The organism is Nocardioides sp. AN3 (assembly GCF_054653495.1).
The window spans coordinates 1-20,323 of sequence record NZ_BAAIGC010000044.1 but is presented as its reverse complement, the minus strand read 5'-3'; the positions used below and the strand labels follow the sequence as shown (position 1 = coordinate 20,323).

14 protein-coding genes are annotated in these 20,323 nt (G+C 68.7%); 11 read left to right on the top strand and 3 right to left on the bottom strand.

All coding sequences use genetic code 11. From position 1 onward, the window contains the following. Window positions 1–9: 9 nt before the first annotated feature. From ACYQ1K_RS26065 to ACYQ1K_RS26055, 3 genes are all read right to left on the bottom strand, one after another. The gene (locus tag ACYQ1K_RS26065) at window positions 10–4,869 is read right to left on the bottom strand and encodes a DEAD/DEAH box helicase (RefSeq protein ID WP_459986485.1); all 4,860 of its coding nucleotides are present in this window, start codon (window positions 4,867–4,869) and stop codon (window positions 10–12) included. Window positions 4,870–4,956: 87 nt separating this feature from the next. Beyond that, window positions 4,957–6,012 (bottom strand): hypothetical protein, encoded by a 1,056-nt coding sequence (locus ACYQ1K_RS26060; protein WP_459986483.1) that lies wholly within the window; start codon window positions 6,010–6,012, stop codon window positions 4,957–4,959. An 8-nt stretch (window positions 6,013–6,020) separates the two neighbouring features. After that, on the bottom strand, window positions 6,021–7,322 hold the full coding sequence (locus ACYQ1K_RS26055; protein WP_459986481.1) for a DUF1173 domain-containing protein: 1,302 nt from the start codon (window positions 7,320–7,322) through the stop codon (window positions 6,021–6,023). 334 nt (window positions 7,323–7,656) lie between these two features. Here ACYQ1K_RS26055 and ACYQ1K_RS26050 point away from each other — a divergent pair, with 334 nt between their 5' ends. From ACYQ1K_RS26050 to ACYQ1K_RS26000, 11 genes are all read left to right on the top strand, one after another. Continuing rightward, window positions 7,657–8,004, top strand: a complete 348-nt coding sequence (locus ACYQ1K_RS26050) for a hypothetical protein (protein ID WP_459986480.1) — start codon at window positions 7,657–7,659, stop codon at window positions 8,002–8,004. 89 nt (window positions 8,005–8,093) lie between these two features. Beyond that, window positions 8,094–13,775 carry an SNF2-related protein gene (locus ACYQ1K_RS26045; protein ID WP_459986479.1) on the top strand — a complete coding sequence of 1,894 codons (5,682 nt, stop codon included), beginning with the start codon at window positions 8,094–8,096 and terminating at the stop codon, window positions 13,773–13,775. A 154-nt stretch (window positions 13,776–13,929) separates the two neighbouring features. Beyond that, complete coding sequence (locus ACYQ1K_RS26040) at window positions 13,930–14,280, top strand: hypothetical protein (RefSeq protein ID WP_459986478.1); 351 nt, start codon at window positions 13,930–13,932, stop codon at window positions 14,278–14,280. A gap of 118 nt (window positions 14,281–14,398) precedes the next feature. After that, window positions 14,399–14,584 (top strand): hypothetical protein, encoded by a 186-nt coding sequence (locus ACYQ1K_RS26035; protein WP_459986476.1) that lies wholly within the window; start codon window positions 14,399–14,401, stop codon window positions 14,582–14,584. A 6-nt stretch (window positions 14,585–14,590) separates the two neighbouring features. Further along, window positions 14,591–15,076: a macro domain-containing protein gene (locus tag ACYQ1K_RS26030; protein WP_459986475.1), complete on the top strand. Its 486-nt coding sequence runs from the start codon at window positions 14,591–14,593 to the stop codon at window positions 15,074–15,076. 61 nt (window positions 15,077–15,137) lie between these two features. Further along, window positions 15,138–15,635, top strand: coding sequence for a hypothetical protein (locus tag ACYQ1K_RS26025; RefSeq protein ID WP_459986474.1), 498 nt, complete (start codon window positions 15,138–15,140; stop codon window positions 15,633–15,635). A gap of 82 nt (window positions 15,636–15,717) precedes the next feature. After that, window positions 15,718–17,085 (top strand): Fic family protein, encoded by a 1,368-nt coding sequence (locus tag ACYQ1K_RS26020; RefSeq protein WP_459986472.1) that lies wholly within the window; start codon window positions 15,718–15,720, stop codon window positions 17,083–17,085. 121 nt (window positions 17,086–17,206) lie between these two features. Next, the gene (locus ACYQ1K_RS26015; RefSeq protein WP_459986471.1) at window positions 17,207–18,616 is read left to right on the top strand and encodes a hypothetical protein; all 1,410 of its coding nucleotides are present in this window, start codon (window positions 17,207–17,209) and stop codon (window positions 18,614–18,616) included. A gap of 151 nt (window positions 18,617–18,767) precedes the next feature. Next, on the top strand, window positions 18,768–19,460 hold the full coding sequence (locus ACYQ1K_RS26010) for a hypothetical protein (RefSeq protein WP_459986470.1): 693 nt from the start codon (window positions 18,768–18,770) through the stop codon (window positions 19,458–19,460). Beyond that, window positions 19,457–19,900: a hypothetical protein gene (locus tag ACYQ1K_RS26005; protein ID WP_459986469.1), complete on the top strand. Its 444-nt coding sequence runs from the start codon at window positions 19,457–19,459 to the stop codon at window positions 19,898–19,900. Before ACYQ1K_RS26010 ends, ACYQ1K_RS26005 begins: the two co-directional genes overlap by 4 nt. Window positions 19,901–19,929: 29 nt before the next feature. Beyond that, window positions 19,930–20,323, top strand: a 394-nt coding sequence (locus tag ACYQ1K_RS26000; RefSeq protein WP_459986467.1) for a DNA N-6-adenine-methyltransferase, incomplete at its 3' end; no start/stop codon positions are given.

The window sequence follows — 20,323 nt, the reverse complement described above, 5'->3', positions numbered from 1 at the left end:
CGGGCTGTCTTACTTCTTGTCGATGATGTCCAGTTCGGGCAGCGCGTCGACGATCTTCATCGTCTCCAGCGACACCGTGACGATCCGCGCGAGCAGGTCGAGGATGTAGCGCGGGTCCTGGACCTCGCGGGACCAGTCGTTCGGATCGTTGACGATGCCGGAGGCCTTGTCGGTCTTGACGTAGTAGCGGTCGATGATCCACTCGATCGCTGACCGGCTGCCAAGCATGTACCGGTACGCCTCCAACGGGATGCCGCTCAGCGTGATTCGGTCGTTGTAACGGATCACCGTCCTGTCGTGCCTCTCCCCTGCGGCCTTCTGCTCCGTGGTCGGCTTTCCGAACGGCATCTTCTTCGCGCCCACGGCGAAGAAGTCGTATGGGTCGCCTGTCGCCTCGACGTCGAGACCATCGAGCGGGTACGGCGGCACTTCCTCGTAGCCGAGGTGCAACTCGCTGAGTCGCCTGCCGGCGTCGACGAATCCCCGGAACTCGGAGGCGATTGGGATCCGCGGGAGCGCCTTCTTCAGATCCGCGGCGTAGGTCTCGCGGTAGGTCGGTGAGTGCATCAGCCCGTAGACGTAGTAGAAGATGTCATCCTTCGTGATCGTCTCGTTGGGGAACGCCGCCTGGTAGTGCACCAGCGCCTGGTCGGTGATGTTGTCGACCATGCGATATCCGTTGACGACCTCGCCATCACCTCCGAGGTCGAGCATTCCGGAGTCCTCGCAAAGTTCGAATCGCCAGCGCGCGAAGAGTTGGCCGTTGGACTGCGCCCCATAGGTGGCTTGGTCCGGCATAAACCGGACGGCGAGTGCGGTGAACGGCATCGCCGCGCTCGGACCCGTCACGTAGATGCCGTGGTTGTCCCGGCCCGGGGGGAAGGTGGCAGGGACAACGCCGGGCTCATGGTTCCAGGTTCGGTCGAAGTAGAACCGCTGCGCATTGAAGGGGCGGTATTGCGCTCGGCTGATGAGCGCCTGGTCAAACGATGAGCGCGTGCCGCGCCGCAAGTAGCCACGCAGGCTCCTTGACCAACTGATCTTGGTCGCGTCGTTGTTGACGAAGTCAGCCACGGCGCGGTCGTCGCCAGCCTTGGCTAGTGCGTGCCAACGCTCGACCTCAGAGTTGTAGGCCGGAATGGTGCGAGTCATAGAGCCCTCGACGGCAGCTTCGCTCGAGCCGTACACCCATACGTCTCGGTTGGTCTGCATCCCCGGTCCATAGCGATCGAAGACCGCCTGGCGCGACTCGCGATCGCCGATTGCGAGGAAGCTGTCGAAGTCGTCGCGGCGCTGATTCAACCAGTCGCCGTGCGGGTTGGGGGTGATCGAGGTCGGCGACAGCCGGCTAACGCTCCCGGCATCCGCGACCCTCGCTAGCTTTTCCTCACGCGTCAGGTAGTCCCCGACGTCCTCGTAGTGGATCTTCGACAGCCCCTGGTGGTGCGAGTCCTTGACCAGCAGGGTGATCGCGACCGTGGCTCGACTGCCACCTCCGAAGATCTTTCCGCCCTCCTTCCGGGACTGCTCGCCGGCAGTGCGCTGGTTTCCGCGCAGGTTGTAGATGTAGATCGACGAGAACTCTTCGGCGAGGGTCTTCCGCATCCCGTCTGCAGTGTTGGAGTCGAGGAAGCCGCCGTTGGTGACGTATGCGATGACGCCGCGGTCCTTGATGCGCAGGGTGGCCCATTTGATGGCCCGGATGTAGGAGTCGTAGAGGGAGTTCTTGTTGGTCGCGTTCGATCGCTCGGCGTAGGTCTTGCGGATCTCCTCGTCCAGCGAGGGGTATTTCTCGTTGGCGTTGTTGTCGTTGGCACTGTCCTGGCCCGATGAGTAGGGCGGGTTGCCGACGATGACGGTGATCGGGAGGCCTTTGAGTCTCTGGAGCCGCTCATTGTTCTCGGCGAAGATCGCGAGGTCGGGGGTGTCGTCCGGTTCCCAGGACTGGAAGGTGTCGGTGAGCACCAAGCCCGGGAACTCGACTGGTTCCGCGACGCCGGCCAGCTCGCCCCGTTGTTCGTTGATGAGGTCGGCGTAGGTGGTCTCGATGTTGACGGTGGCGATGTAGTACGCCAGCAGCAGGATCTCGCTCGCGTGCAGCTCGGTGGCGTACTTGCGGGCGAGGTCGTGCGGCTCGATGAGACCGGACTGAAGCAGTCGGACCATGAAGGTGCCGGTGCCGGTGAAGGGGTCGAGGACGTGTACGCCTTCGTCGGTGAGGCCGTGGCCGAACTCGGCGCGGAGGACGTCATCAGCGGAGCGGAGGATGAAGTCGACGATCTCGACGGGTGTGTAGACGATGCCGAGCTTGTCGACAGTCTTCTTGAATGCGGTGGCGAAGAACTTGTCGTAGAGCTCGACGAGGACCTTCTGTTTGCCGGCGGCGTTGTCGACGCCGGCGATGCGGCGTCGTACGGAGTCGTAGAAGTTGTCGAGGGTGGCGGTCTCGGCGGCCATCGGGTGCTCGTCGAGGGAGGCGAGCATGAGTTCCATGATCCGGGCGACCGGATTGGTCTCCTTGAACGAGTAGCCGTCGAAGAGAGCGTCGAAGACGGGCCGGGTGACCATGTGCTGGGCGAGCATGTCGATCGCGGCGTCGCGGGTGATCGACTCGTTCAGGGTCTCGCGCAAGCCTCGTAGGAACTCGGAGAACTCGCGGGCCTGGTTGGAGTCGGGGTCTTTCAGGAGACCGTTGATGCGGGTGACGTGCGCGGCGGCGATGTCGGCGACGTCCTTGGCCCACGACTCCCAATACTTGCGTTCGCCGACCTTGGCGACGATGCGGGCGAACATGGCGTCGCGGAAGTCGTCGAACTCCAGGTCCAGGACGCCTTGAACCTCGCTGGATTCGGGGCGTTCGACCTCGTCGCCGGGGACGCCGGAGATGTCCACGGCGGGGCTGGTGCCGCGCGAAGAGCCGGTCTGCGAGTTGAGCTCGATCTGGTTGACCATCGCGTGGAACCGGTCGTCGTGGGATCGGAGAGCCTGGAGGACCTGCCAGACCACGCGGTAGCGCTCGTTGTCCTTGAGGGCCTCTTCGGGTGCGACACCGTTGGGCACGACGACGGGCAGGATGATGTAGCCGAGCTCTTTGCCTGGGGCGGTGCGCATCACGCGGCCGACGGACTGGACGACGTCGACCTGGGAGCCGCGCGGGGTGAGGAACATGACGGCATCCAGGGCGGGCACGTCGACGCCTTCGGAGAGGCAGCGGGCGTTGGTCAGGATCCGGCAGGTCTCGGGGTCGTCGGAGGCTTCGAGCCATTCGAGGTGGTCGTTGCGTTCCTTGATGCCCATGGTGCCGTCGACGTGCCTGGCCTCGACGCGAAGCCGGTTCCGTACTGCGGTGGCGGTCTGTTCGTCGTCCTTCTCCAGGGCGCGTTCGACGAGGGCGGGGAACTTCTCGGAGGCGAGCTTGCTGGCCTTGATGTCCTTGGCGAAGGCGACCGCGGTCCGCATCGGTGCGAGTCGCCCGGCCTCGGCTTCGGTGTCCGCGGAGCCGTAGTGCTTGGCGAGTCCGTTCCAGCAGCCCAGGAGTTTGGCGGCGTCGGGGAGCGCGATCTCGCCGCCGGCGCTCATGGCTTGTTGGAAGTGGTCGGCGACGTACTGCTCGTCGACGGCGAGGACGAGGACCTTGTAGTCGGTGAGCCAGCCGTCCTCGACGGCCTCGGAGAACCCGAGTCGGTAGACCTCGGGGCCGTAGGTGGTCTCGTCGCTCATGTCGGCGAGGATCGCTTCGGCGTCCTTGGCCTTGCGGCGTACGTCCTCGCCGAACACGCGTGGGGTGGCGGTCATGTAGAGGCGCCGGTCGCCTTTGAGGAAGCTGCTGTCGTGGACGCGGACGAACGCTGACTCGTCCTGGCCGGCGAGGGTGACGCCGGTGGTGCGGTGTGCCTCGTCGCAGATGATCAGATCGAAGCCGGGTACTCCGAGCTGCTGTGCTTCGGCGACGACGTCGATCGACTGGTAGGTGGCGAAGACGACCGTCATCCGGTCCTTGGCGTGCTTGCCGGTCTGCATCCTCATCGCGAGCTTGTCGGCCTTGGTGGTGGCTGGCTCGGTGAGGTCGATGGTGGAGATGTCGCCGGAATCAGTCGTGCTGGACTTTCGGCCCACGCGGACGTCGGAGCAGACAGCGAACGGGCGAATGTCCACCTCTGCGTTGGCCATCCAGCCGCGTAGTGACTGCGAGAGGAGTTGGATGGAGGGGACCAGGAACAGCACGCTGCCTCCGGCCCCGACGAGGTCTTCGGCGATCTTCAACGAGGTGAAGGTCTTGCCGGTGCCGCAGGCCATGATGAGCTTGCCGCGGTCGAGGGCGGTGAACGCCTCGCGGACCTTGCTGATCGCCTGCCGCTGGTAGGGGCGCAGGTTCTTCGGGCCGGTCGGGGTGACCTGTTCCGGGGTGGACCAGGAGTACTTGGCCCAGTCGATCGGAGCGTCGTTGAGGTAGTTGATGTCGATGCGCTGGACCGGGACGGCCAGCCCGGTCAGGGTGTCCTCGGCGTTCTTGGACCAGGCCTTGGCGGTGTCGAAGATGTAGCGGGCGGTGAACTCGGCCTTGCCTGAGGTGGCGACGAACGAGTCGATGTCGCCCTTGGGGACGGTGCCGTCCTCGTCGTAGAACTTGCATTGGATCGCCGCGTACCCGTCGGTGTCGCGGTGCTTGGCGACAAGGTCGATCCCGGTGTCGGGCCGGCCGTCGCGGCCGGGCCAGTCGGTCCATAGCCAGACGTTGTCGAACCGCGCGGTCCACTCGGGGTCGGTGGTCAGGTAGGCCTGGATCAGTCGCTCGAACTTGTCGCCCTTGTCACGCTCGTCGAGCGAGGTGGCGCGCAGTTCGCCCAGCAGATCGTGAATGGTGGACATGGGTCGCAGTTTCGCAGCCGACCGCGTTGAGCGCAGCAGCAACCGCAGATCCGGCGCCTCACGCCGGGCCAGCCTGCCGGGGGTGGGTCAGCGGAGGTAGTAGTCGTCGTGGTGGCTGGCCTTGCCGAGTTCGATGCGGCCGTCGGGGTGTTGCCACCAGGCGAGCCGGGGGCCGCCGGGGCTGCCTGTTTTGAGGTCGCAGCGCCAGGCGGTGGCGCCGTCGGCGCGGGTGCGCTGGGGTGCGTTGCCCGCGTCGGCGGACCGTAGCGGGTGGCTGCGGCGCGCGGGGATCTGGTGGACGCGGCGGGTGAGGACGTCGACGACAACGGCGAGGATGCGGCCGCGGGAGACGAGTTGGAGGTTCATGGAGTCGAGGAAGTCGGGGCCGAGGTCGTAGTCGCACAGCGGCTGGGCCTTGCGGTCGGTCTCGGGGGTGTTGGTGAGCCAGGTCAGCCAGATTTCGTGTCGCAGCTGCAGCGCGGGGTCGCTGTGCACGATCGGGTGTGGGCAGGTGGCGTCGTCGAGTTCGTCGACGAGCGCGGCGACGTCGGCTTTCGCCCGGGAGAGCTGCTCGGCCAGTGCGGTCTTCTCGGCCTGGAGGTCGTGGATGCTCGCTTCGAGAGCGGCGTTGGTGTCCTCGAGGCGGTCGATGGTGCGCAGCGCGTCGCGGAGCTTCTGGGTGCGGCGCTGTTGCCGTGGTGTCCCAGCCGGTGTCTGGGTTGGGCTGGGCCTGGAAACGTTGAAGCCGTTGCGGGTCAGGCAGGTGGCGATGCGGGAGACGGTGTTGTCGGGGTTGTCGTTGTCGTAGGTGAAGAACAGCGGGTGGCGTTCGGCGGGGTCGTGCTCGGTGGCGTCGGGGAGGACGACCCTGATCGCGCCGCCGTAGGCCTCGAAGCCGTGCGGCACCAGGCGTTGGAGTGTCCATGCCTCGCTCGCGGTGATCACGATCGTGTCGGCCGCGTCGCCGATCGCGGCGGTGAGCCGTTTGAGGCTGACCTTGGGGCGGTCGTCGAGGACGCAGGAGACCAGCACGAGTGGTTTCCACCGTGCGGTGTCCCAGATGCGGTCGACGACCGCGTCGGCGCTCAGCGCGGCCGCAGCGTCCGGGGTGTCGTCGTACGACGCGGCGGTGTGGCGCGACATGACGCTGCTCACTGGTCTGGGTGGGGGGTGGTGTGCCGGTGGTGGTCCGCGACGGGCGGGAGTGGCGGCATGTCGTCGGTGACGACCCAGCTCCACACTTCGGTGCCGGTGTCGGCGCCGATCTGGGCGGCGGCCTCGCGGTCCTCGTCGCTGCTGAGCAGGAATGCCGCGGTCGGGGTCTCGGTGTCGGTGAACACGAGGGACGCCATCGGCCTGTCGGGGGCGAGGTTGTAGCGAAGCGACTTGGTGAACCGGCGGCGCGCCTCGAGCGCGGTGTCGAGGAGCAGCTTGTCCAGGAGCGACTCATAGGGCAGCCAGTTGCGGTCGGTCATGACCAGCGAGATCTCTTCGGCCGTCGCCAGGCCGGCGCGGCCCACGGAGAAGGTGGCGATCACCATCAGGTGGCCGTCATCGTTGCCCTGCCACAGTTCGAGCTCGTCCCCGAACCGCTTCTTGAGGCGGTTGTGGAGGGTGTCGTCGAGCATCAGTGGCGCGTCGGGCAGGTGCCTGATGACGAGCTTGTGGCCGAACCGGGCCGGCGCGATGTCCTTGAGTTCACCGATGAGCATCATGAACTGCTGGGCGGACCCGTGCTGCTGCAGCGGCGCCCATGCGGAGAGCCGCCGGGCTGCGATCTCGGTCTTCTTCTCGAGGTTGAACGGCTCGGGGACGTAGAGCTTCGTGGCGAGCGGCTTGCCCTTGGTGAACTTCCCGCGAGCGGCCTGGCGCAGGTACCAGGACACGATGCGCCAGTTGCGTTTGCCGTCCATGCCGGGTGTCCAGGTCGCCAGGTCGGCTTCTTGCCACAGGTAGTGCAGAACCGCACGCAGGGTGAGGCGGTTGGGGTCGGCGGCGACCGAGTCGGCCACTCCCCCGCTGCTGGCGCCCGTTGGGGCGGCGCGTTCGGCCTTGGACATGCGGAATCCGAGCTTGATGGCGGTCAGGCCGCTGTCGGCTTCCTCGGTGATGGCCGAGCCGAGGACCTGGCCGAGGCCGGAGAGCTCTTCGGGCGGCAGGTAGGAGGCACAGCGGTGGGTGTGTGCGAGGCCGGTGTCGGGCATGCGTTTGATGACGAACTTCTCGGGCCCGATCTTGGCGACGTACATGGCGACGCCGTCGGGGCGGCACAGGCACAAGGGCCGGATGCGGTCGGTGTGGGCGGCCGCGAGCATTTGTTGGACGTCGGGGTGGTTGGTGTGGGTGATGCGGCGGCCGTACAGCTCGAAGGTCTGCCGGTCATGGTCGTGCCCGTGGTCGTGTGCCGCGGGTCGTGTCGCGGTCGCGCCGTGCGCTTGGTGGGTGCTGTTCATACCCAAGAAAGGCAACCGGCCGGCGGGCGGATCGGACGCCGCGCGAGTGCCGTGTTGGAGGTTTTCCACTTTTTCTCCACGACGTGTCCGATCTGCGGGTCGCGTGGGTGCTTTTCGTTGGAGAGAGGACGGTTGGTGAGCCGCGGTGGGCTGCGGCCGTCGTCCTCACCAACGGTGTGGAGGTGCCGCGTGGCGCGAGGTCGGGCGAAGGCGGACGACTCTGATCAGCTGGCGCTGTGGGACTTTGGTGAGGAGCCAAGTGAGCCGTCGGTTGAGGGCGCTCCCGCTGTCGGCGAGGTGGAGCACACTAGAACTGAGGCGGAAGGAGCCGACGATGAGTCAGCAGACTGGCAACGAGGTCGAGCCGAGGATGGCGTACGCGTCGACGGCGCTGCGGTACTGGACGACGTACCTGCCGTCTCGCCTGGAGACGATCCCGGTCACCGAGCGCCAAGCGTTCTTCGAGGACCTGGGACGCCAGGTGGCCGAGATGGTGGACTACCTGGCGGCGGACAACCTGCGGGCCTCGAGCCGGCCGCACGACCCGCCGGAACTGACCCGGCGACGGGCGACGATGGCGAGGATGCGGGCCGAGGACGAGGCGCTGGCCGAACTGGTGTACCTGCCGAAGGAGAAGGGCACCACGGGTCGGGAGACCCCGACGACGCTGACCTCGGAGTAGCACCCCTCTCCCCCGCCGCCCCAGGTGCGCAGCGGGATTTTCAGCCGACCGGGCAGGGCGATCTCGCGCCCGCCGGCGTGGAGGCGAAGGTGCGGGCGAACCTCGAGGCGTTGCGGCTGTTGCGGCGCATCGAGGAAACCGACCGCCCCGCCACCGCCGAGGAGCAGCAGGTCCTGGCCAGGTTCGCCGGGTGGGGTGCGCTGCCGAAGGTGTTCGTGACCGGCGACGAGATCTACGCCACGGTGCGCGAGGAACTGCGTGGGCTGTTGTCGGCGGCGGAGTACGACGACGCGATGCAGAACGCGTTGAACTCTCACTTCACCGATGCCGGGCTCGTGGAGCCGATGTGGTCCGCGCTGGAGGCGCTCGGGTTCGAGACGGGGCTGGTGCTGGAGGCCGGTTGCGGTACCGGGAACTTCATCGGGTTCGCGCCGGCGGGTGCGCGGATGGTGGGGGTGGAGCGCAACGAGGTTTCGGGCGCGATCGCGCGGCTGCTGTACCCCTCGGCCGAGGTGCGGGTGGAGTCTTTCGGCGATACGCCGGTCCGAGCCGGCACCTACGATGCAGTGATCGGTAACGTCCCGTTCGGGAACTATCCCGTCAGGGACCGGGTACACAATCCGCGCAATCAGCTGCTGATCCACGACCACTTCATCTCCAAGGCGCTGGCTGGGTTGAAGCCCGGCGGCACGATGGCGGTCATCACGTCGGCGGGCACGCTGGACAAGCAGAACTCGACGGTGCGGCGTGGATGGTTCGAGCAGGCCGACCTGCTCGGTGCGGTGCGGCTGCCGAACGCTGCGCACCGGGCGGCCGCGGGCACCGAGGTCGTCACCGACGTCTTGGTGTTGCGGCGGCGGGAACCTGGCCGGACGCCGGGAGACGACGCGTGGGTGACCTCGGTGCCGACCCTGTTGGACGACGGCACCGAGCGGCACATCAACGGCTACTTCACCGCGCACCGCACCAACATCCTCGGCACCACGTCCACCGGGCAGGCCGCGATGGGCCGCGAGGTGCTGGCGGTCCGCAACGTGGTGACCGCCGCGGACCTGGGCACCCAGCTGCGGTATCGGCTGGAGGCGATCGCTCGCGACGCGGTCGCGGAGGGCCGGGCCCACTCCCCCACCGGCTCGACCACACCGGCGGCGCCTGCTGCGTCGTCGACGACGTCGCCTGGCGTTGACGCTCCTGAGCCTCGCCCTGCGGCGACGGTGTCGAAGCCCGGCCAGCCCCGGCCGGCGCCGGCGTCACCCACCCGTCTGGAGCCGGTGAGGTCGACGCGCACGTTGGCCCGGGCGAAGAAGGTCGGGCAGATCACCCACACCGACACGCATCCGGTGCCCGGCAAGCGGCGGGGCTCGGCGGGGTCGCTCCAGCACTCCTTCACCGTCGTCGACTACGACGGCACCGAGGTGCCCTACGTGCCGGACGGGTCGGTGACCGCGGGCCGCCGCACCAAGGATGGCCACCATCCCTCCCAGGCTGATGAGCTCGTGAGCCTGCTGCGGATGCGAGACCTCGCGGCCGACCTGCGAGAGGCCGAGCGGGAGACGGTCGAGGACACTGCGGAGATCGACGATCTGCGGACCGAGCTGAACCGCTGCTACGACACGTATGTGGCCGACTACGGCCCGATCAGCCGGATGAAGCCCTCGCAGAAGCTGGCCAAGGTCAAGGACCCCGAGGACCCGAACCAGACCGAAGGGCTGATCGAGGGCGACGACGGCAAGTGGTACGAGCTCATCTACACCAAGCCGGGGATGGGTGGCATCCGTAAGGACCCCACCTGGTGGTCGCTGACCGGGTTGGAGGCGAAGTACGACGAGTTCACCAACACCGCGGAGAAGGCGAAGTTCTTCACCCAGCGGATGGTCGGGTTCCGCGAGCTCCCGTCGAGGGCGGAGTCTCCGGCCGATGCGGTGGCGATCAGCCGGGAGCACGACGGCCGCGTCGACATGGACCGCATCGCCGACCTGCTCGGCGTCCCGGTCACCGAAGCCACCTCGCTGACCAAGGGGCTGGTGTTCACCGACCACCGCACCGGCGACCTGGTTCCGGCTCACCTGTTCTTGTCCGGCAACGTACGCCGCAAGGCGACCGAGCTCGAGGCGCTCGCCGAGGACGACCCCGAGACGTGGGGTGAGGCGGCGGCCGCGATGCGTGCCGCGGTGCCGCCGGACAAGGACGTCACCAAGATCAGCGCCAAGCTCGGCATGGTGTGGATCCCCGCCGGCGATGTGGAGGCGTTCGTTCACGACATCACCGGCAACGACCGGGCCACCGTCACCTACAGCGAGGAGGACGGCTGGAAGTGCTCGCCCGCGAACGGCGGCTCGCGCCGCAACCCGGCCCTGGAGGGTGGCGGCTCCATGGGTGCCCCGCCGGGTCATGACTGGCGCAAGCCGTTGAAGGCGAAGTGGGGCACCTCGCGGCGCACGACCTACCAGCTCGTCGAGACCGCGTTGAAGGGCCAGCGGCCCCAGGTGACCGACAAGGACTCCGAGGGTGTGGAGCGGATCAACCGCGCCGAGACCGAGGCCGCCGGCGAGCAGATGGAGGTCATCGAGAAGGAGTTCGCGCGGTGGCTGTGGCGCGACCCTGAGCGCAAGCAGCGGCTGCACGCCGCCTACAACGACAAGTACCGCTCCTACACTGACGTCAACTACGTCGACTCCCCCTACTCGGCCTACCCGGGCATGTCGGATGCGATCGCGTTGGACCCGCACCAGAACGACGCGGTCGCGATGGCCAAGGACTCCGAGGCGGTGCTGTTGCACCACGAAGTCGGCACCGGGAAGACGTTCACCCTCGCGGCTTCGATTATGGAGAAGCGGCGGCTGGGGCAGATCAGCAAGCCGGTCGTGGTGGTGCCGAACCATTTGCTGGAGCAGTGGGTGCGGGAGTTCACGATCCTCTATCCCGACGCGCAGCTGCTGGCCACCGACACCAAGGGCATCTCCGGTCCGGACGCGCGGCGGCGGTTCGTCGCCCAGGCGGCCTCGCACGACTGGGATGCGGTGGTGATGACCGCGTCGTCGTTTCGGCTGCTGCCGCTGTCGGAGGAGACGATCGAGGACAACATCCAGCAGCGCCTGGACAAGCTGCGCGGCGAAAGGGAGGAAGCACTCGCCGAGGGCGACACCAAGGCGGTGAAGCGGATCGGGGAGCGGATCGAGCGCGAGGAGTCCTCGCTGCGTGAGCTGCAGGACCGCATCGGCGGCGACGTCGGGCCGCTGGACTTCGAGACGGCCGGGTTCGACTACATCGTGGTCGACGAGGCGCACGAGTACAAGAACGACGAGGTCGAGTCCAGCGTGCGGGCGTTGGCGAAGGGCAAGCCGAACCTGGGGGCGGTGGACCTGCGGGCCAAGCTGGACTGGCTCCGGGACCGCAACGCCGAACTGGGGAAGCGGTCGGTGGCGTTGTTCGCGACCGGGACGCCGATCTCGAACAGCACGCGCGAGTTCTACGTGATGATCCGGTTCCTGCGCCCCGACCTGCTCGCCGAGGCCGGCGTGAGCGAGTTCGACGACTTCCGCAAGGCGTTCTTGCAGATGGAGGAGTCCATCGAGCCGACCGTGACCGGGCGGCTGCAGGTGAAGATGCGGGAGGGCGACGGCCTGGTCAACGCGGGCGAGTTGAAGCGGATCTGGGTGCAGTTCGCCGACGAGGTGACCGCCGAGGACGTCGGCCTGGAGCGGCCGAAGCTGCGCGGCGGTCAGGCCGAGAAGATCCTGCGGGGTGTCTCGGAGCATCAGCAGGCGTTCATCCGGCAGCTCAACGTGCGCCGGCAGGCGATCAAGCCGAAGTTCAAGCCCGAGCCGGGCGAGGACACGGTGGTCGCGATCGGCACCGACGGGCTGACCTCGGCCGTCGACCTGCGGCTCCTGCCGGCACTCAAGCTCTGGGAGGCCGGGATCGACCCGGCCGAGCTCACGGACGCGGACTCCAAGGTGCCGCTGGTCGCCGAGCAGGTCCTCACCGAGTGGAAGCTGACTCGTGACCACGAGTTCATGGTGCGCCGCGGCTCGGCTGAGCCGGCGCCGATCCGGGGCGGGTTCCAGCTGGTGTTCTGCGACAAGGGTGTCCCGAACAGCGAGGGCAAGCACACCTTCTACGAGGCGTTGAAGTTCGCGCTGGTCGACGGCGGTCTCAAGCCGGACGAGGTCGCGTTCATCCACGACGCCGAAGGGGATGCGACCAAGCTCGGGAAGCTGACCGAGCGGTGTCGTACCGGCGAGATCAAGGTGCTGATCGGGTCGACGGCGAAGATGGGCACCGGCCTGAACGTCCAGAACCGGCTCTCGGCGCTCCATCACGTCGACGGCGCCTACCGGCCCGACCAGATCGAGCAACGCAACGGCCGCGCCATCCGCCGCGGCAACCAGTACGACGAGGTCCGAGTCCTCTACTACCCCCTCGAAGGCTCAACCGAGGGATTCCAGTGGGCGCACGTCGCGCGGAAGGACAACTTCCTGCGCGCGTTCGCGCTCGCCGACCTCGACGCCACGATCATCGGCCAGTCCGAGTCGGCAACCCAGTCCGAGGCCGCGATGTTGAAGGCTCTCGCGGCGAACAACCCGCTGCTGATGGACAAGACCCAACTCGACCTCGATCTGCGGCGGATGCAGAACCAGGCCGACACCTTCGACGCCTCCAAGGAGTACCACGCCAACGTCGTCGCCCAGGGCACCCGCATGATCACCTCGCTCACCGCCAGCATCACCGCACTGGAGGCAGCAGCCAAGGAGGTGCAGGACACCTCCGGCGAGGCGTTCCGGATGCACGTGACCAACAGGTACGGGCGTCTGGAGGACAAGGCGATCCTCGAACGCAAGCACACCGCGCTCCTGCTCGCCGAGACACCTGCCCTGGCGGGCAGCCTGGAGTACGCGCCGCTGGGCGAGGGGCGGCCGTTCCTGATCGGCAAACTGGGCGGCGTCCGGCTCTACGCCTGGACCTACCGCCCCGGGATCGGGAAGCCGGGCTACCGCGTCGGGGTCGACGATCCCCGTAACACCCGCGAGTGGGCACCGGACCTGCTCGACCTCACCCCGGCCGAGCTGACGCCAGGGAAGATCGACACCGGCGCGATCACCCGCCTGGAGAACCTTGTCCGCAGCATCGCCGACCGGCCCGCTGCATTGGGGGCGCGGGTCGAGCGGCTGCGCAAGGAGGTCGAGGTCTCGGCGGCCGAGGAGGACACCACCTTCGAGGCCGCCGCCGAGCTCGACGCACTCAAGGAACGCAACCGGGCGCTGACGGAGCTGATGCGGCTCGTGGCAGCCGACCGACCCAGCCCCGCGAACCCGTCCACGGACGAGACTGCCGCCGAGACGCCTGGCGCTGCCGGCGAGTCAGCTGCGTCGGCTGGCAACGCGGCCGATGATGCTGCCCGCAAGCACGCCGCCCTCGTGGCCGAGGCTGAGGCCACCTACAACGAGACGACAGAGAAGTGGCGGTCGCTGCGCGATGCACGGCTCGAGGCGCCGGGCAACGTCAAACCAGCGGAAATGGGTGCGATCCGCACCTCGCGGCGCCGGATCAAGCAGCAGATGGCTGAGCGGGCACGCGAGGCACGAGGTGAACCGGCACCGCGGCCGCGGATTCACGCCCGCGACGCCTCCGAGCAGCCGGCCACCACCTCGCCGAGGCCTAACGGATCCCAGTCGACGGACCGGCCCGCGATCGCCCCGCCTCCCCCACCATCAGCCCCGCCGCCGCCGGGATTCGGCGGTCCCACCGACGGGCTCGGGCGGTCGCGATGACCCAGGCGCGGACACCAACTTCTCTCCACAGGCGCCCGTCGGCGCCCGTTCTCCCCAGATTCGGGCGCGCAGGGCGCGGCCCGTTGGCGGGGTCTGTTCCACTAGATGGCGGGGTCGGACCCGCTGTCGATCCTCATCGAAAGGACCACTACTGATGATCGTTCCTACCGACCTCCGCCCCGGTGACGTGTACGACGCGACGCCGGACTTCGTCTACGCGGTCTCGCTGATTGCCGCGCTCGAAGGCGCGACCGGCCAGGACGGGCACGCGATGGTGCTGCCGTATCTGGGCATGGCCCGTGCCGAGCTCACCGACTTCGGGCAGCGGCGGCCCGCCCACTACGTCCCCGTGCACATCAGTGACCTGCCGGCGGGGCTGGCCGACCTCGACGAGCGCCTGACCGCGCTCCTGGCGGACTCCCAGGTACTCCAGCACAGCCTCCGCATCGACTCAGCCCAGCGGCTGTTGCGCCGCGGCGTGGCCGCGGTGGCGAGCCATGCCTGAGGCCTGCGCAACCTGCGGCGCACCGCGCCGTCCCGTGGCGCTGCCGGTAGCTCCCGGCCGCTCGTGCGCGACCTGCTACAGCACACTCGGCGAAACCGAGCTGCGCACTGGTGTCCCCGTGACACCGGCGTTCGACCTGCACAACACGGTGATCCCGGCTGGCTCGACGATCGAGTGGCTCCCGGCCGGGAGCGCGGATGTCTGGGCGCCGGCAATCGTGGTCGGCGACGGTGGCAGCCGTGTGCGGGTCCGCGGTGGTGTCGAGGTTCCCCGCGACCGGATCCTCGCCGTCTACGTCGGGTGAAACGCCGTGCTGAGGGTTCATGAGGTCACGGGCGACCTGCTCGAGCAGCCGGTCGAGGCGCTGGTCAACGCCTGGAACCGGAACTTCGTGCCGCGCAGGTTGCTGCTGACCGGCGGGATCAGCGGACAGTTGAAGAAGGTCACCGGCCCCGACCCGTGGCGGGACCTGGCACGGATGGGTGTCCTGCAGGTCGGCGACGCCGTCGTGACGTCGGCCGGCGACATGCACGGCCCGACGTACCTGATCCACGTCGTCGGGCTCAACGCGTTCTGGCGTGCCAGCGCTGGCGGCGTCGAGGCATGCGCCCGGAGCGCCGTGCAGAGGGCGCGTGAGCTCGGGGTCGCCTCGATCGCGATGCCACTGATCGGCGCCGGTCACGGTGGCCTCTCTCCCGCCACCTCACGGGCGGCGATCCTCCGCGGCCTGGAGACTGCCGCCGGCGACGTCGACGGGGATCTCGACGTACTGGTCTGCGCTCCGGCCACCAGCTGAGGTTCGCCGCAGTTCAAGACCGGTGTCCGATCTGGCGCCGTGGCGGTTGCTTCTCTCCAGCATGAGCATGAGCAGCCCGATGCCCCCTGAGGCGACCTGGACCGACTTCGTCAACGCTCACGGTGGCCCGCAGACGCCGGGCTGGTGGGTGACGTTGTGCTGGTACGCCGATTCCGAGCACCCGAGGCCGGAGGTCGTCGGGCCCTATCCCTCCTACGACCAGGCGGTGTCCGCGATGGAGGACTCGCTGCTGATCGACGGGTTCGCCGAGGACACCAAGCGCGAGGACTGGCTCGACGACGCCTACGTGGCCACCGATTCGGCCTCCATCGCCCAGATGTGCGCCAACTACGGGAGCCGGGTCACGTTGATCGACCCGTTCGACCCCGACCACTTCGGTTCCGAGCACCCCGGCCCAGCGGGCGGCCGCGCAACGACGCAGACGCCTGCCACAGCCCTGCAGGCCGGGGCGCTGCGCATCGCGTACGCGCCACCGTCACGACCGGCCACCGAGCCGCCCGCTATCGGCAACAACCCCGGACCCGCTGTCACACCCTGACATCGCCGGAGGGGAGTGAGAACAACTAGGCGTTATTCTCACTTAGATCTACTATCTGAGACATAGGCGGGAGGTGTTCTCAATGGTCGACGACGCGGCAGGCGATTCCTCAGCGGTGTACGCCGGGCCGCGGGTGGTGGTGCCTGCACACGGCGACCGCACGGTCGCGTGGCGACAGGCCCGTCGCGGCGGGACGGTTGATGACCGGACGTTGCGCGAGGTGACGGTGTCGATCCCGCCGTATGTGGCAGGGCTGGATCCGCGCGTCCCGAACGACGTCCTCGCCGAGTGCGACCTGGCGGTACGGACGATCGCCCATCTGGATGAGACCGGTGGCGCGCATCTGCGTCCGCTGGCGACCCTGCTGTTGCGCGCGGAGTCGGTGGCGTCGTCGAAGATCGAGCACGAGGACGCGAGCATCGAGGACTTCGCCCGTGCCCTGCACGGGGTGAAGGCCAACTCGTCGGCCACCTCGATGGTCGCTGCTTCCGGCGCGATGGACCGGCTGCTGGGTGGGCCGATCGACACCGCAGGGATCACCGCCGCTCACCGTCTGCTGATGGCCGACGACCCGACCGAGCGCGGCTACGCGGGCCGCTGGCGTGAGATGCAGAACTGGATCGGCGGGTCGGACCACTCCCCTCGCAACGCCTTGTACGTGCCGCCGCCGGCCGACCTGGTCGAGGAGCTGATGGGTGATCTGATCGCGTTCGCCCAGCGCACCGACCTGCCGGTGATCGTGCAGGCCGCGATCGCGCATGCCCAGTTCGAGTCGATCCACCCCTTCACCGACGGCAACGGCCGCATAGGCCGCGCCCTGGCCGCGGCGGTGATCCGCGAACGCGGTGTGGCACAGCACGTGGTGATCCCGATCGCCTCGGCGCTGGTGGCCCGCCGTGAGCACTACTTCGACACGTTGAACCACTACCGGACCGGTGACGCCGGTCCGATCGTGCACGCCTTCGCCCGCTCAGCGATCGTCGCCTCACAAGAGGCCACGCTCACCGCTGACCGCCTCGCGGCGATGCCGGAGCGGTGGCACCGCCTGGCCGGCGCACCCCGGATGGGCAGCGCCACGGCGGAGGTTCTGGCCTCGCTACCGGCCGCGCCGATCTTCACCGCCGACGACCTCGAGAGCCGGCTCGGGCTCTCCACGCCATCGACCTACCGCGCGATCGAGCGACTCGCCGATGCCGAGGTGATCCGACCGCTGACGGACCGGACCCGCAACCAGATCTGGGGAACCGGCGACCTGCTCGACGAGCTGCACGACCTCGGCGTCAGGATCGGCGCACGCTCCGGCGAACTGCTCGCCCCACCAGGCGGCGCACCAGTGCGGTCGACGGTGTTGCAGGCCGCGGCACTGGGCACCGGCTCGACGACCCCGCGGCCGCCGCAGGAGCCGCCCGCCGGCGGAACCGGCCACTCCCCCGGCACTCCGGGCCGGTAGAGCATCCCTCGGCTTCTCCACAACTAGTTCCCGTCGCGGTGTCCGATCCGGCGCCGCGGCGGTTGCTTCTCGTCGGTATGAAGGCAACTTGTCCCGATCGGTACCCGGCGGGTGACCGGCGATGACGGTCTCCACCTACGGCGAGCACGCCGAGAACGCCGCCCGGGCGCTCAACAGCCTGATCCGCGACGACGTGATCCCGGCCGACGAGTTCGCGGTCGACCAGATGCTGCACTGCCGCGAAGCGGTGGTCGACGCGCTGCGGCAGCGGCTCTACGACGTGGGCCAGGACTCCTGGTATCCCCCGCCGGACCATCTGCCGGCCCGTACACCGAAGCCGATGCTGGCCGGGCTGGACGAGAAGCTCGCGACGCTGGTGGACAACATCGCCTTCGCGCTGCCCACGCTCGCTTTCGACGAGCGCCGCCCCCACTCGGACTACCTCACGCCCGCCTCGGCTGATCCGACGGTCGAGGCGTGGCGAATGGCGGCGATCGAGCTGCTGTCCGCCTCGCACGCATTGTCGGCGGCCGAGGAGCAGCCGTGGCGCACCGATCCGGGCGCCGGCTGGTGGGTGATGCGCGACGTAGCGGTCGCCTTGGAGGCCGTCCTGGTGCTGGACTCCCGCCTCGAGGATGTCGGCCTGCTCGCGGCCCATCAGCACCCGGAGTTCGCCATGGGGCTGGACGAGAAACGCATGGTGCTCTCCCAGACCGCCCGGGTCGCGACCTGGCACGCGACCAGCGCCAGCCCCGAGGAAGCGGCCCCACGAGCCCAACCCACCGCACCGTCCAAGGTGGTGCAGCCGGTGTCGATGGTGTCGACCCCGACCGACCTCGCACCCGCGCAGCGGCGCCTCGGGCGGTTCCTGCGGCCGATGCACGCCTCGGATGCGTTCTTCGCCGATGAGCCGGAGATCACCGCCGACTCGGCCCGGCAGATCACGGCCAGCCAGCTCTTCTTGTGCCGGGCGTTCGCGGCCGCCGCCGGCCACTCACCCAAGACCAGCATGTTCGCGACGTTCTTCGCCGATCGCGCCGAAGTGCTGGAGGAGATCCAGCCTCTGCTCAAGCACCTCGATGACGTCAACCCTGACGTCGAGCAGAACACGCGCCGCTTCTGGCAGCAGAGCGAGCTCACGACCGCGCTCATACGGATGGAGGACCAAGGAGTCGCGCTCCGGCTCCAACCGACCCAGATGCTCGAGCTGGCCAAGGCGACGCACGAGGTCACCAACAACCTGGGCAGGTCGCTTCGGCGCGAACTGCTGCGCACCAACAGCAACCTCGTCGACGCCAACCCGCTCCACGTCGAGGGCCCGGTGCGCGTTGCCCGGTACTCCCGGTTGGAGGCGTCGCTGACCGACCTGGTGAACATGCCCGCCCCGAGCGAGCCGGCGACCCGGTTCAGCAACCCGCTCCAGCGGGCGGCGCTCCAGCAGTCCCTGAACCTGACCCCCACCACGTCGGCACGGCCACCCACACCGTTCCCGGCTGCTCGGAGCGCCACCTACGGCGCACCTGCGTTCTGATCACAACTCCACAAGCCTTGTCCGGCCCCGTCAACGCCGATTCATGGCAGCGCGGCGAAGGGCACCCACAATCCCGTTTCTCCTTTCACGGGAGGTGTACCTGCGGGGCCGGACACACCCCCACATCCACGACCGAGCAAGGAGCTCAGACATGAGCGAGCAACACACCGCCACAGCAGGAAGCCTCTCCCCTGCCGGGGAGTCCCCGTGGGTTGATGACGCCGACTACCCGCATCGGATCGAGAACCACGTCAAGGTCTACCTGCACCTCGAGGAGACCCCGGCCGGGCCGCGGTGGGTCGTCTCGCCTGTGACCGTCGACGGCTACCCCCTCGACGGCGTCGAGGACGGCAACTACTGCGACTACGAGGGCCACCCGCCCGGTGCCCGCCCCGACTGGGACCGCCAGCACCGGCTCGCGAAGGACCTGTCCCTGCCCACCGCGGCCGAGCTGCTGCCCATCCTCGCCTCGGCACTGGGAACCAGCGTCAACGGCCCCACCGTCGACCAGCTGCGCGCGGCCTCCGACCTGCTCGCCGAGCACGCCGAGTGGCGCAGCGACCGCGCCGACCTCTCCGAGGCAGCTGGTCCCTTCTTCCCGCCCGCGGGCGAATGGCAGGCGAGCGACGATGCGGGTTGCGACCTCGCCGACCGTGCGGTCGCGCTCCTGGCCGAGCTGACCGGACAGACGAGCCCCGCCGACGAGCCGCACCGTCCCGGCGGCGGGTCGGATGTGTCGATGATGCGCGCGATCCTCGATGCTCCGGCCTCGCCCAGCGGGCCGGCCGAGACGGGCCACGTCCCGCCGCCGTCCTCGACGACGCGATCGGGGCCGACGCGATGAGCGACAACACGCTGGACGACTCGCGGTTCACTGACCCGGTCGTGGCGATCGACCACGTCCGCCGTGTTGCCCGCGAGACAGCAGCAGAGGCCGGTCACCACGCGGCCGCCGCTGCTGTGATGGATCTGAGGCGCGAATACCGGATCATGCCGCTCCAACGCCAGGAGACGCCGCCGGACCGACTTGCGACCTGGGACGCCGTACGACTCGAGACCAGGTCGCTGGTGCCGATGGCGATGGGCGGCACCGCCGACCGCGCCTTCTTCGACGCCCGCGCCGCGACCCCGGCCGATCAGCCACTCCCCCACCAACCAGAGTGGGCACCCGATCCTTCGGTAGCCCTCCAGGCGGCAGCCCTCCGCATGCCCACCGGCACACCTGCGCCGCGGCCCTCGGTCACCTCTGCCGGCGCCGTGGCTGACCGGACGCCGAGCCGCTGACTGGCTCCCGGATCGGGGTTGGTGAGGGCATGACGCAGATCGCGTTGTTCCGGTTCGACAACGAGTTGCGCCGGCGACCCGAGGCCGACCCGGCACAGGTGCACCTGACCCCGGAATACGTGCTCGGGCCGGTCCGGGCCGTGCTGGGCGGGCGCATCGAGCTCGACCCCTGCACCACCGCAGACAACCCGGTCGGCGCCGACACCTTCTACGCGCTACCCGATGACGGCGCCGCCCTCCCGTGGTCGGCTGGGTCGGTCTTCTGCAATCCGCCCTACGGCGAGGCACGGGTGCGCTGGGTACGTCGTTGCGCCGAAGCGGGCGCGGCCGGTTCCCGGGTAGTGCTGCTCATCCCCGCGCACACCGACACCCGCATCTGGCATGAGGCCATGGACTCAGCGACGTCGCTGCTGTTCATCAAGG